The organism is Oceanobacillus caeni, assembly GCF_019037185.1.
GTDB lineage: Bacteria > Bacillota > Bacilli > Bacillales > Amphibacillaceae > Oceanobacillus > Oceanobacillus caeni.
This window is the reverse complement of the sequence record NZ_JAHHXM010000023.1, coordinates 23,234-36,201: the sequence shown is the minus strand read 5'-3', so window position 1 is coordinate 36,201 and position 12,968 is coordinate 23,234. Positions and strand designations below refer to the sequence as shown.

At 34.6% G+C, this 12,968-nt stretch carries 15 protein-coding genes; 11 read left to right on the top strand and 4 right to left on the bottom strand.

Annotated features, from left to right (window positions below; translation table 11 throughout):
* The first annotated feature begins 37 nt into the window (after positions 1-37).
* On the top strand, positions 38-1,669 hold the full coding sequence (gene groL, locus KM885_RS12365) for a chaperonin GroEL (RefSeq protein WP_060668708.1): 1,632 nt from the start codon (positions 38-40) through the stop codon (positions 1,667-1,669).
* A 106-nt stretch (positions 1,670-1,775) separates the two neighbouring features.
* Here groL and KM885_RS12360 read toward each other — a convergent pair whose 3' ends face one another.
* Together KM885_RS12360 and KM885_RS12355 are read right to left on the bottom strand one after the other, a co-directional pair.
* Positions 1,776-2,933 (bottom strand): site-specific integrase, encoded by a 1,158-nt coding sequence (locus tag KM885_RS12360; RefSeq protein ID WP_216884073.1) that lies wholly within the window; start codon positions 2,931-2,933, stop codon positions 1,776-1,778.
* A 29-nt stretch (positions 2,934-2,962) separates the two neighbouring features.
* Positions 2,963-3,964 (bottom strand): helix-turn-helix domain-containing protein, encoded by a 1,002-nt coding sequence (locus KM885_RS12355; protein ID WP_216884072.1) that lies wholly within the window; start codon positions 3,962-3,964, stop codon positions 2,963-2,965.
* Between the two features lie 174 nt (positions 3,965-4,138).
* Here KM885_RS12355 and KM885_RS12350 point away from each other — a divergent pair, with 174 nt between their 5' ends.
* The 8 genes from KM885_RS12350 to KM885_RS12315 all read left to right on the top strand — a co-directional run bounded on the left by KM885_RS12350 (position 4,139) and on the right by KM885_RS12315 (position 9,318).
* The gene (locus tag KM885_RS12350) at positions 4,139-4,441 is read left to right on the top strand and encodes a helix-turn-helix domain-containing protein (RefSeq protein WP_057994667.1); all 303 of its coding nucleotides are present in this window, start codon (positions 4,139-4,141) and stop codon (positions 4,439-4,441) included.
* Between the two features lie 79 nt (positions 4,442-4,520).
* Positions 4,521-5,336, top strand: a complete 816-nt coding sequence (locus KM885_RS12345) for a phage replisome organizer N-terminal domain-containing protein (protein ID WP_216884071.1) — start codon at positions 4,521-4,523, stop codon at positions 5,334-5,336.
* 13 nt (positions 5,337-5,349) lie between these two features.
* Positions 5,350-6,141 (top strand): ATP-binding protein, encoded by a 792-nt coding sequence (locus KM885_RS12340; RefSeq protein ID WP_216884070.1) that lies wholly within the window; start codon positions 5,350-5,352, stop codon positions 6,139-6,141.
* 486 nt (positions 6,142-6,627) lie between these two features.
* Positions 6,628-7,503 carry a VirB6/TrbL-like conjugal transfer protein, CD1112 family gene (locus KM885_RS12335; RefSeq protein WP_216884069.1) on the top strand — a complete coding sequence of 292 codons (876 nt, stop codon included), beginning with the start codon at positions 6,628-6,630 and terminating at the stop codon, positions 7,501-7,503.
* A complete protein-coding gene (locus KM885_RS12330) occupies positions 7,504-7,794 on the top strand; it encodes a hypothetical protein (protein WP_216884068.1) in 291 nt (96 codons plus the stop codon). It begins immediately after the preceding gene.
* Positions 7,791-8,144 (top strand): hypothetical protein, encoded by a 354-nt coding sequence (locus KM885_RS12325; RefSeq protein ID WP_216884067.1) that lies wholly within the window; start codon positions 7,791-7,793, stop codon positions 8,142-8,144. The genes KM885_RS12330 and KM885_RS12325 overlap by 4 nt, the downstream gene beginning before the upstream one ends.
* 31 nt (positions 8,145-8,175) lie before the next feature.
* Entirely contained in the window at positions 8,176-8,364 is a 189-nt protein-coding gene (locus tag KM885_RS12320) for a hypothetical protein (RefSeq protein WP_057994670.1), read from the top strand.
* Positions 8,365-8,607: 243 nt separating this feature from the next.
* Complete coding sequence (locus tag KM885_RS12315; protein ID WP_206271138.1) at positions 8,608-9,318, top strand: plasmid mobilization protein; 711 nt, start codon at positions 8,608-8,610, stop codon at positions 9,316-9,318.
* A 377-nt stretch (positions 9,319-9,695) separates the two neighbouring features.
* Here KM885_RS12315 and KM885_RS12310 read toward each other — a convergent pair whose 3' ends face one another.
* On the bottom strand, positions 9,696-9,914 hold the full coding sequence (locus tag KM885_RS12310) for a hypothetical protein (protein ID WP_206271139.1): 219 nt from the start codon (positions 9,912-9,914) through the stop codon (positions 9,696-9,698).
* Positions 9,915-10,661: 747 nt separating this feature from the next.
* Here KM885_RS12310 and KM885_RS18110 point away from each other — a divergent pair.
* Both KM885_RS18110 and ltrA read left to right on the top strand, forming a co-directional pair.
* Complete coding sequence (locus KM885_RS18110; RefSeq protein WP_257457360.1) at positions 10,662-10,793, top strand: hypothetical protein; 132 nt, start codon at positions 10,662-10,664, stop codon at positions 10,791-10,793.
* A 12-nt stretch (positions 10,794-10,805) separates the two neighbouring features.
* Positions 10,806-12,074, top strand: a complete 1,269-nt coding sequence (gene ltrA / locus KM885_RS12305; protein WP_216884065.1) for a group II intron reverse transcriptase/maturase — start codon at positions 10,806-10,808, stop codon at positions 12,072-12,074.
* A 165-nt stretch (positions 12,075-12,239) separates the two neighbouring features.
* Here ltrA and KM885_RS12300 read toward each other — a convergent pair whose 3' ends face one another.
* On the bottom strand, positions 12,240-12,830 hold the full coding sequence (locus KM885_RS12300) for a class I SAM-dependent methyltransferase (RefSeq protein ID WP_216884064.1): 591 nt from the start codon (positions 12,828-12,830) through the stop codon (positions 12,240-12,242).
* Positions 12,831-12,968 lie beyond the last annotated feature (138 nt).

The following is a 12,968-nucleotide window of genomic DNA, read 5'->3' as shown; positions in this document are numbered from 1 at the left end:
TATAAAAATACTTAAATCAATTTAAGGAGGATGTTTCATGGCTAAAGAAATTAAGTTTAATGAAGACGGACGTCGCGCAATGCTACGTGGTGTAGACACATTAGCTAATGCTGTAAAAGTAACTTTAGGGCCAAAAGGTCGTAACGTTGTTCTTGATAAAAAATTCGGTTCACCTCTAATTACAAATGATGGTGTTACGATTGCTAAAGAAATCGAACTAGAAGATGCATTCGAAAACATGGGTGCTCAGCTAGTATCTGAAGTAGCATCTAAAACAAATGATGTTGCTGGTGACGGTACAACAACTGCTACTGTTCTAGCACAAGCAATGATTCGTGAAGGTCTTAAAAACGTAACTTCTGGTGCAAACCCAGTAGGAATTCGTCGCGGTATTGAAAAAGCAGTCGCAACTGCAGTAGAAGAATTACACAATATTTCTTCTTCCGTTAACAGCAAAGAAGAAATTGCACAAGTTGCTGCTATTTCTTCAGCTGATGATGAAGTAGGTCAATTAATTGCAGAAGCGATGGAACGTGTTGGTAACGATGGAGTTATCACAATTGAAGAATCTAAAGGTTTCTCTACTGAATTAGATGTTGTAGAAGGTATGCAATTTGATCGTGGATATGCTTCTCCATACATGGTTACAGACCAAGATAAAATGGAAGCTGTTCTAGAAGATCCATACATCTTGATTACAGATAAGAAAATCTCTAACATTCAAGAAGTTTTACCAGTGTTAGAACAAGTAGTTCAACAAGGTAAACCATTACTTATGATTGCGGAAGATGTAGAAGGGGAAGCTCTTGCTACATTAGTAGTGAACAAACTTCGCGGAACATTCAATGCTGTAGCTGTTAAAGCTCCAGGATTTGGTGACCGTCGTAAAGCTATGCTAGAAGATATTGCTATCCTAACTGGTGGGGAAGTAATTACTGAAGATCTTGGTTTAGATCTTAAGAGCGCTAGCATTGAACAATTAGGACGTGCTGCTAAGGTTGTTGTTTCTAAAGAAAATACAACAATCGTAGAAGGCTCTGGTAACCCAGAAGCTATCTCTAGTCGTGTAGCTCAAATCCGTGCTCAAGCAGAAGAAACTACTTCTGAATTTGATAAAGAAAAATTACAAGAGCGTCTTGCTAAACTTTCTGGCGGTGTAGCAGTAGTTAAAGTTGGTGCTGCAACTGAAACAGAATTGAAAGAACGTAAACTACGTATTGAAGATGCATTGAACTCTACTCGTGCTGCAGTGGAAGAAGGTATTGTAGCCGGTGGTGGTACTGCATTCCTTAACATCTACAACAAAGTTGCCGAATTAAAACTTGAAGGTGATGAAGCTACTGGTGTAAGCATTGTACTTCGTGCGATTGAAGAACCAGTACGTCAAATCGCTGAAAACGCTGGTTTAGAAGGTTCTGTTGTTGTAGAACGTCTAAAAGGCGAAAAACTTGGTATTGGATTCAACGCTGCAACAAACGAATGGGTTAACATGGTTGAAGCTGGTATCGTAGACCCTGCTAAAGTTACTCGTTCAGCACTACAAAACGCTGCATCTGTTGCTGCAATGTTCCTAACTACTGAAGCGGTAGTAGCGGACATTCCAGAAGAAAACGCTGGCGGCGGAATGCCTGATATGGGCGGAATGGGTGGAATGGGCGGCATGATGTAATAACCGCCCGAATCCCTTGATATTAAAGAGTTTGAGGGTTGGTTAGTGGCGAAATGCTAACTTTTTGCTAACTTCCGTAATTTTGATACGCCATGCAATAAAATTTTTAGAGAAGACCTTTCGTTAGTTCACTGAACTTTTGAGAGGTCTTTTCTTCTATATTTTTGGTCATATGTGCGTAGATATTCATCGTTGTATTAATATCTGAATGTCCTAACCGTTCTTGGATTTCTTTTATACCTGCACCAGCTTCAATAAGTAGAGAAGTGTGCGTGTGTCTAAATCCATGAGGGGTAATGTGTTTATCTGTATTCATAAGCTTCATAAGACGTTGTAACCGGATTGCAACCATCTTCATTACTCTTGGATCCCCTGTATTCTCTGCAAAGATGAAATTCTGATCTTTATATACCATTCTATTTTTCATTTTTAGTTCCATTTGTTCTTTGCGGTGTATTCTAAATAGGTTTACTAAGTCTTTATCAATCATAATTGTACGAATGGACTTGTCTGTCTTAGGAGTTAGCAATTGAAATCCATCTTTTTTATTATTCGGGTTGTAATAAGTTTTGGAAATACGAATTGTATATTCATTAAAATTCAAATCTGACCACTTCAAGGCTAATAATTCACCTAATCGCAAACCCGTATATGCTAATGTTGTAAACATTAAATAATCCATACTTAGCCCGTGCTTTTTTGCTAAAGTAAGAAATTCCTTTAGTTCATGTAACTCAAGAAATTTTTCCTGTATATTTTCTTGTTCAATTTCTTCTACTGTAACTTGCTTTTTGGGCATGATAAAAGCAGAAGAAGGGCTACTATGGAGCAAATCTTTTCGAATCGCATATTTAAAAATCATATTTGCTGTACTATGGATACTTTCAATATAATTTCTGCTGAATTTCCTGCTAAGCTTATCAAGTTCCGTTTGATACATATGTTTTGTAATTCTCTTGATAGCCGTAGCTCCCCAAATATCCAACAGATGTTTAATTGCGTATTTTCTAGCTCTGACACTGCTAATCTTAACCTGTGATGCATAATGTTCAAACCATTCATCAGTCAGCTCTTTAAACGTGATATTCGATTCGAATAAACGTGTACCATTAGCAATTTCATTTTCCACTTTATTCGCAGCAAGTTGAGCTTCTTTTTTAGTTTTAAACCCTGATTTGGTAATCTGTCTACGTTTTCCATTGAAATCTCTTGCAATATTAACAATATAAGCCCATTTGGAGCCACGTTTATGAATGTAAGCCATCCCTTTTCACCTCCTTTCATTAAGACATATTAGTCAAAAATGACATCCAACATGGTTTTTATTTTTTCTATATCCTCTTCTGTTAGAACTCTATCTTTATAAAGTACCTTGTGTTCATTCTGATTTATTAGGTGATCTAAGTCAAAAAGTTTTCTTTTTAATTCTTCATCAGAATATTCCACGTAATACTCATGCCCAGATTTGTTTATTTTCTTTTCCACTTTCTTTACATTTAGGGAGATTTCTGTATATATGCTCTCTTTTCTTTTCGTCCCGTAATTGTTATAACTTAACTCTTTTTGTCTTCTGATGAAATTGTACCAATCCAAGAAGTTAGATACATTTAGTATTTTTCCAATATCTTCACTATTTTTTACTAAATAAGGTGAATCTTCTCTTAACGTTGCTTCTAAAGAAATGTAAGTTTCTTCTTTAATTTGTAATAAATTAGCCATCTCCTTTTGGTTAATGGCATTAAAAATTCGAAGATACTTTAAATAATGACCTGCATGTGCATTGGATTCTAGAAAAGATCTAAAGTGATTGTCTAATTCTTCTAGAGTCAGACCATGATAATTAATTTGTCGTCTTTCATAAAGGAATTTATCGAATTTGGAATGCACCGTAGAATTGACTTTCTTTTCATACTCATTCTCAATTTTCTTGTCGTGTTCGATCATGTCATTTATCTTTTCTTCATTCGGAACTTTCTTTATTAGTTGTTCTAGGGTAATAAAGTTATCCTTATCGGGGTTCAAATATCCAGCTATTCTCATCATGTGATAATAGTCAGTTGATAAACCATGAGCTAATTTTTTAATTAATTCTGGTGTAGGAGTGTCCCTTTTTCCATTTTCAATCTGTGAGATATAAGAAGATGAAACAGAAGATTTTTCACTTAATTCATTAATAGTCATTTTTTTCGACTTTCTTATACGTTTAAGTTCTTCTCCAAAAAATTTATTTTTAATTTTTTGTTCCATGTTTTTTTTTAGTTTTAGTTCATGTTCTAGAAAATCATTTTTAGTCATTTGTTTTACCTCTTTTATGAATTTATAAATTAATAATAACATAGCTTACAAAAAGTTTGCAAATGTGAATTTTTATGTAAATATAATTTACATTGAATTTGATATTGTTGTAAAATACAGTTTTTTACAATTATATTCACAAATGTGAAAAAATATAAAAAGGAGTAGATACAAATGATACATCTAGAAATCGATGAAGAACAATTGAAGGATCTTTATCTTGAAAAAGTGGAAGAAAAGCTGGAAGAGTTAGAAGCTGACGTATTCTTTATGAATTCAAAACAACTATCCGCTTATTTAAACATGTCCTGGAATACGATTGTCGAACATTTATTGTACGATGAAGAGTTTCCAAGTATTCGTTTAGGGTCAAAATGGTTATTTAATCGTAAAGAAGTAGAAAAGTATATGGATAAATATTACGTGGCAGTTAGAAATAATGGTGGAGACATTATACGTTACAAAAGAAAGGGTTGATCCTATGAAAATATTAATCAGATTAATTCCATCAAAATGTAAGCACTTGCAGAAGGGATTATAGAAGGAGATTAGTAGATTGGCGAAATATGAGAAAAATAGAAGGTTTTACTGGCTGCAATTAAAAGAGGACTTTTTTGAAGAAGATGCGATTGATTGGTTAGAGGAGCAACCAAATGGCAAAGAATATTCCTTATTCTATTTAAAATTATGTTTAAAATCTCTTCGAACTAATGGAATACTAATTAGGAAAGTTGGTCAAATGCTCATTCCTTATGATCATAATAAATTAGCTGAACTTACAAAAACTAATCCAGACACAGTTCTTGTTGCTATGAAATTATTAACTAAGATTGGCTTAGTGGAAATATTAGAAAACGGTGAAATATACATGAAGCAGGTAGAAGAAATGATAGGTTCACAAAGTATTGGTGCATTTAAGAAACAGCAACAAAGAATGGCACAAAAACAACGGCAACAAGAACATAAACTATTGGGTGGACAAAGGGAGGACATTTGTCCACCAGATATAGAGAAAGATATAGAGATAGAAAAAAAGATAGATATAAATATAGAACAAGAACATATTAATCATTTAATTCAATTTTGTAATGAAAATGGATTTGGAGTAGAAAATAACCGATTAAAAAAACAATTGTTATTGTGGTTAGATATTTTTCCATTTAAGGAATCGGATAAGATCATTCTAAAAGCATTAAATATAGCATGTGAAAGAGATATTCGAAAACTAAAGTATGTAGAAGGAATTCTACGTAATTGGGAAAAAGAGTCGCTTTTAACACTTAAAGAAATAGAAATTAATGAAAATAAGTCTTTCAAGTCAAAGGAACATGAAGAAATAGTTGCTGATGATGGTTATAATTACGGTTATTAGGAGGTATTAAGGAATGGAGTTTGCTAAAAAGTATATAGCAAGTCCCGAACAAAAAACAATTAAAATATTCACTTGTGAAGGTTGTAAGCAATCAGTAGAACAGAAGGAACTTACTATCCCTATTGGACCTATGAAAGGGGAAAGGGTTATTGCTAATTATGGTTGCAAGTGTGAAGATTTGGAACTAGCAGAACAAGCTTTACAAGCTTCTTTTCTACAAAAACAAAGGAAATTAAAATTAAACTTTGACTATTATTCTTTAATAAACGAATCACTAAAACGAGCAACACTTGAAAACTTCGAATCTATTAATGCTGGGTTACATGAGGCTAAACAAAAGGTTTTATCCTATATTGATTCTTTTGATAAAAAACAAAATCTCTTATTTACTGGAAGTTATGGAACTGGAAAAAGCCATCTCTCTGTCTCTATTACTAAAAAATTGATGGAACAAGGATACGAATGCTTATTCTTATCACTACCTAAATTGTTGACTAAAATTAAACAGACATACAATAAAGAAGGTATAACTGAGGCGGAGTTATTACAGGTTATACAACGAGTGGATTTGCTAGTACTCGATGACATAGGAGCTGAGCAACGAACCGCATGGTCTAATTCAAAATTGTTTGAGATACTTGATGATCGTGCTGGAAAATCAACCATTTACACAACGAATCTTAACAGTAGAGAGCTAAAGAATCATGTGAGTGAACGAAATTTTTCTAGAATGATGGAAAGAACGAATGTAATTGTAATGAATGGTTCTGATTACAGAAGGAGGGAATTTAAATCTGATAAATAAGCCGCTAATGGTATTTTACACAGTTAATATTCGGTTAAGGAGAGTAGAAGCCAATGCATATTCAAAAAAGTCCGTTGGTGACAGTTTTGTCCCAACGGAAGCGACAATAAGACAGTCTCTCTTTAATTGGAAAATAGAAAGAAACGATACGTCCAATATCATCATTCATTTTCAGTCAAGAGACTTATGTATTATACCATATTAGGAGTTCGGGAAGATGTGGAAATGTGATATAGTGTACTATGTGTAGATAGTGATTTTGAGAGATTTCATAAAGTGTCGGTGCGGTAAAATATACTGGTATGTGGGCTAAGCTAAGAGGTAGTGTTATTTATAGGAGGAAAAGATGAGCATGTTAGGACAGATACAAAAGATACAAAAGATACGTGATATGTCAATAAGGTCAATTTTCTGGTGATTATACAGAGAATTGACCTTTTTATTTTGTTAGTGATACTAGTGATACTAAAAAGGGGTTGATGTAGAATGTGGGATTCTCTTGTCGAAAGAGTACAAGAATTTTTCTTCAATATGCTTGTCAGTGCAATTAATTCATTGTTAGGAACGACAGCTAATATTTTTGAAAAAAGCATTGATAATGTGCAGTCAGGAATTGTTGAAACTCCTGAACAGTTTTCGCCTACGCTTGTCGAAGCCCTACGCCTCATATCAGAAACGGCTGTAATGCCCGTTGCAGGCTTAATACTAACTTATGTTTTCTGTTACGAGATATATATTCTCTTAACAGAAAGGAACAGAGGGAATGAATTTGATACAGGGCAAGTGTTCTTCCTTATTTTCAAAGCAGCAGTGATTATTTTATTAATCTCAAACAGTTTTGATTTAACTCTAGCATTTTTCGATTTAAGTCAATGGATGATTAATCAAATACCAGTAGGAAGTCTTTCTGTAACAGATATATTTCAAACAGGTATTACAGATGGTTTGGAAGAAGGTGAAATAGGTACAGCACTTACTTTGCTGATTGTGGCATTAATAGCAATGGTATTTGCCTTTTTTATAGCAGGTATTATCTACCTTGTTGCCTGGAGTCGAATGATTACGATCATGCTTTATATTTCAATTTCGCCACTGCCTTTTGCAACACTAATGAATCGTGATTGGGTTGGATCAATCGGACAAAATTATCTAAAACAATTAGTTGCTCTAATGCTTCAAGGTTTCTTTATGATTATCTGCTTAGTGGTATATGCAGGATTAATTGAAAAGGTAAGTGTTTTAATTATTGATGAAGGAGCTACGGTTTACGGCATATTACTAATGTTGGTTTCAATGGGAGTTCTCGCATTGATGTTAACTCGTACACATACTTTAGCTAAATCAGTTCTAGGAGTGATTTAAATGATTACCTGGTTAGAGAATAATAAGCGTTTTATCATAGGGTTTCTTGCGACAGTTACCACGACAATTCTCTTTTATATTTTTTATCTAGTAATTGTTAATCAAAATGTTGGTTCTATTGAAAGCTTCGTAGAAAATCAAGTAATAGATAACCAGTTACTATTCATGGTGACATTAGATATTTTAGCAAAAATAATGATTGGTATAAGTGCTGTTTATTTTATCTTAGTAGTTTTAAAATTTTTATTTGATAATTTAAGAAAACAAGTAAAGGGGAGGGAAAAAGCATGAGAAAAATACTTTTAGTTATTTTTTCACTTTTGATTTTAGTTGCATGTGGAAATGGTGTTTCTGGTGAAAGTTTATCCGAAGATTTACAGTCAAAAAAATGGAACGTTGTTGCTACGAATGGAGAAAGTTATACAGCTGAATTTGCCCAGGATACCGTATCATTTCAAATGGGGTTTTTTACTCTGGGAATGCATTACGAGCTAGATGGAAATACAATAATCTTGACTGAAGAAGATAAAACATACAGCTATGAAATTAAGAAAGAAAACGAGGAATATAAGTTTACTGCAAGTACAGCAGAAACAAGGGATAAATTTGGTGATTTAACTTTATCACCAGCGAAAGAATAAAACAACAGGATAAACAGCAGGAGGAAGAAAATTGAGTCGAGAAGAGCCAATTAAGAAAAGAACAAAGTTGATGATGGATCCGACAGATTTAATGATGTTTTTTGAATATATAACGCAACAATCGGAAAATAAAGAAGAGCTTTATAAAGATTTTTTTAACTTTTTAAGTGAGTATACTCAACCAGTTGTAGTTGAAGTAAAAGATAAAAATAAAGAGTAGTTTCTAACTGCTCTTTTTTGTCGAAAAATGCTGATTATAACTTTAAAATGAGGGTGTATTGTGACATCGTTCTAGTCAAAATAAATATTGTAAATGCGACAGGCAAGCTACGGGAGTGTGGTCACACTCCCCGAAAACAAGTTTTCGTCTTGTTAGGATTAAATCCTAAAACCTTCAGTGTCGCTACGCTCGAAAATGTCGCTTATCGCTCGAAATAAAATATAAATAATGGGGTGTTTTTTATTGGCTAGGATTAAAACATCTTTAAAGATTTCCTTAACAGAAGAAGAGAAGGAATTTATCATCAATAAAGCAGAAGAATATGGTTATAATACCGTTTCAGCTTTCCTGATTGATAGTGCAGAAAATCATTTCAAGCTTGAATTAGATTTAAGTCATTATCGGGAGTTGGCAAAAGAAATAAATTACATTGGAAAAAATATAAACAACTTAGTTAGACATATATTTACTGTCGGTGTTTATTCAGCAAATGATTTAGATAATATAAAACGAAATCAAGAAATTATTATTGAAAAGTTGAATAAGAAATATGACCATTTATTGAGTTTGAGGAAAAAATATTCAAGTAGCAATATGACATTAAAAGATAAAGAGAAATTGATAATTGAACTATCAAAACATGAAATTGAAATACCTAAAAAATTAGTATTAGAGGAACTTTATGAACGGATTAGAGAGGACATCATTTATATATGTGAATCAATAGAAAACTCCCCTGAACAAGAGGAAGGGATCTCCGATTATGTTTATGAATATATGTATGGTTATACGCTTTATTTTTTGGAAGAAAAACAACTAAAAGAATTAGCGGATAAAATATTTTTCTTTGCGGAAAAGTTAAAGATGAAATTATTGAAAGTAGACAATTGTTTTGATAATGATGACTGGTTTGAGTTGAAGGATATTTTAGATGAATATGAAATTATGGGTTAGATAACTAAAGTTCGATTAAAAATCTCGCAAACTCGTATATTATTGTAAACATAAGAATCCATTTTGAAAAAAGATTGTTCAAAATGGATTCTGCATTTTGGGTATAACGAGGTTTTTTATAACAAAGTTTCTATTTCTAAGATTTTCTAATTCAATTAAATGCACCCGTTTAGTGAAATAATTTCGAGCTTCTATTGACTGATAGTTTTAAACACGCATCCGTATTCAAACTTGTTTCCATTTTATACTTGAAATAATGGTAACTATAAACTAAACTGTTCACCCCCTACTTGTATAAACATGTTTCAGGCTGGTTGGGACATTATGATCCCGTTTAGTTCAAGTGTAATATTTGACATTCCCTTGTTTAGCACCAATTATTTCAAATAAATTTGCATAGAAACATTATTATTCGCATAAGACCAGACAGTGTTTTCTATTTTTAAGTTACTACTAAATTTTTCAATCCAAACCTGTTTTGAATTTAATAATGCCGTTAATTGTGCTGAATTAAGTGTCACTTCTTCAACTTGTTCATCTCTTTGAAAAACAAACACTACATTTATTGAATCTCCTTGATTTGTAACAACACTCATTTAGTTTCACTTCCTTTTATTTGTTATAATTAAATACGATTAACCTTCGAAAAATGTTTCAATCTTTCACTATCCTGCCCCGATACTTCAACAACTGTCACCTTAATACTGACATAATATTATGAAAATAAAATCAGATATTCTAAACGGATAAAGACGATCAATTACGATCGTCCTCTTTTGCGAGTGGCAGCACATACATCTTTAGGGTGAGAGTCCCGAATGCGCCGTACAGCGGGTAAGCATTAGCTGACAAATAGTGCGCTGACTGCGAGGTAGCGTGCGGAGGATTTGAAGGCAAACCTCTGAACAGAGCTGATATCCCATGTTGGCACGAGAGTCGGATGACTGTGCAAGAGAACAGGAAGTCCAAGTAGCTGGGTGACTCGAAGTGTTAGGAGGGCTGGGTTAGAGGGAAAGTGTATGATGTGACCCATTGAGGCCTCCCTGCTTCCTGAATAGGTATTGATGTCACAAGGCCAAGCCAAGGGCAACAAGATGAGCTTTAAAGGGAGGAGTCAGAGATCGCCATAGTAGTGAAGAAGCTCATGCCGATGAATTTCTGGCGACAGAAGCGAGGACAGCACATGAGTGAAACTGTACCAAGATACAGTTGCGAACCTTCACCCAAAAGGTAAGGAATTCGTGTGAAGGGCGTGACCCATAGAAGAACAATGTAAGTAGACTTACTTATGACTGCGGAAATAGACAGGAGCTGGACAAGAGCCAAGATGGGCTGATGCCAGGGTGGAACAAAAGGGTACACCGTCTATCACCAAAATGAGGAATGCAAGGTATTGCCATGGGCTATCAACCTTGGAATTTACATTTTATGTAGGAGAAGCAGAAACAGAGGAAGAAACGAAAGCAATGACGTAAGGGGAGTAACAGATGAAGAATCGCATATGGTATAGCCTATATGACAAAGTTTACAAGCGAACGAACCTAATAAGTGCTTTTGAACAAGTTAAGAAGAATAAAGGTGCACCAGGGGTAGATAAGGTAACGATTGAAGATTATGAATGGCTGTTGGAGGACAATCTAGAAGTGCTTCAACAGAAGTTAAAGACTAAATCATACTGCCCAAAACCCGTACGGAGAAAGATGATAAAGAAGGAAAATGGCAAACAACGTCCACTCGGGATACCAACGGTAGAAGACAGAGTGGTACAAGCAGCCATACGGAACATCCTGGAACCAATTTTTGAGGAGGAATTTCTTCCATGTAGTTATGGATTTCGTCCAGGGATAAGTGCACATATGGCTTTAGATAAGGTAACGGAACATTTGAGCGCTGGTTACCATTATGTCATTGATGCCGACTTACAATCCTACTTCGACACGATTCCCCGTGACAAGCTAGAACAACAGATAAGGAAGCGAGTGACAGATGGTTCTGTTATTCAACTTATCCACCAATTTCTTAGTGCTGGTGTCATGGAGGGAGAACGATATCAAGAAACTCCAGGGGGCGCTCCGCAAGGTGGCGTGTTAAGTCCGTTACTTTCAAATATCTACTTACATCAACTTGACCAATTGATGACGGAACGTGGACACAGAATCGTCCGCTTTGCGGATGACTTTATTATTCTATGTAAAAGCCAAAAAGGTGCGGACCGAGTGATGCGAAGTGTCACAAGGTTCCTAGAGGAAGAACTATGTCTAACGGTTAATCAAGAGAAAACCAAAGTAGTCTATGCCAGAAAAGAGCCGTTCACATTTCTAGGCTATGAATTCATTGGTGATATTCGGAGAATAGACCCAAAGAAGGAAATAAAATTCAAGAAACGGGTAAAAGAAATTACTCGAAGAAATCAAACGGTGGATATCGAGACGCTTATTAAAACAAAGCTAAACCCATATCTGCGAGGATGGGCGAATTATTTCCGTTATGGGAATGTAAAAACCAAATTTAAAGATTGGGATAGCTGGATAAGAAGAAGGCTCAGAATGGTGCAACTAAGAAGTTGGCGAAAAGTAAAAAACCTCCATCGTCTTTTGAGAAGAAAAGGATGGAGGGAAGAAAGCCTGAGAGGAATTCGCATGCTTGCATGGAGAAGTTCCAAAAGTCCCATGGCTCATGCGGCACTAGACAATCAATTCTTCTCAGAACTTGGTTTAGTGAGTCTTGTATCTGTTTACGATGAACGTTATCTCTAAAAGAGATATATGGGAAGAGCCACATGCGAAGATCCGCACGTGTGGTTCTGTGAGAGGCGTGGTCAGTAATGGCGACGCCTACTCGGTTAACTCTTGCACCCGTTAGTTTAATAAGAAATGTTCTCTATTTGTCTTACAATATATTCCGCATCATGTCCAATAAGATCATTTCAAACACAGGAAAGAACCACAACCATTTGAAATAATCCTTTTTTGCTCTAAAATATCGAATCCTGTATCCCTTAGATGATCAGTAAAATCTTCCCAAGTAAAATAGGCTTCTGTTGGATGATCAAATTTCAAATAGGTTGTAAAAAAACGAGAAGCATCCTTGTTCAAGTCCTCAACTAAAAGTACCCCTCCAGGCTTCAATACTCGATAGAGTTCAATAATGGCATCTTTCCATTGGGGAATATGGTGTAAAATACCGAAAACAAAAACAGCGTCAAATTTATTAGAAGACAATTGCGTTTCTAACACATTACCAACAAAAAAATTCAACTCAGAATATTTTTGTTTAGCCTTCTTTATTTGTGAGGGCATTAAATCAAACCCGATAAGTTCAGCAGGGGAGAATTGACTAATTAACTTCGTACTATATCCAGAACCGCAACCTGCATCTAATATGACTTTTCCCTCTAATGAGAAATTGCGCTTATCTAAAAACTCTTTAAAAGTTTTGAATTCGATGTTTTTCTGTAACCAACGTCTCAACGGATTATTCATAAGGTAAAATTCAAACTTATTTAACTCCACAATATATCATCCCTTTTTCATCATTAGCCTTATTCGTCATAACGTCACCTCATTATCATTCAAATAAATACTTGAATGATAAATAAAAAAAGGAGGAAAACACCTGGAATGGAAGTGCATACGTTTTTAGGCGTAAGC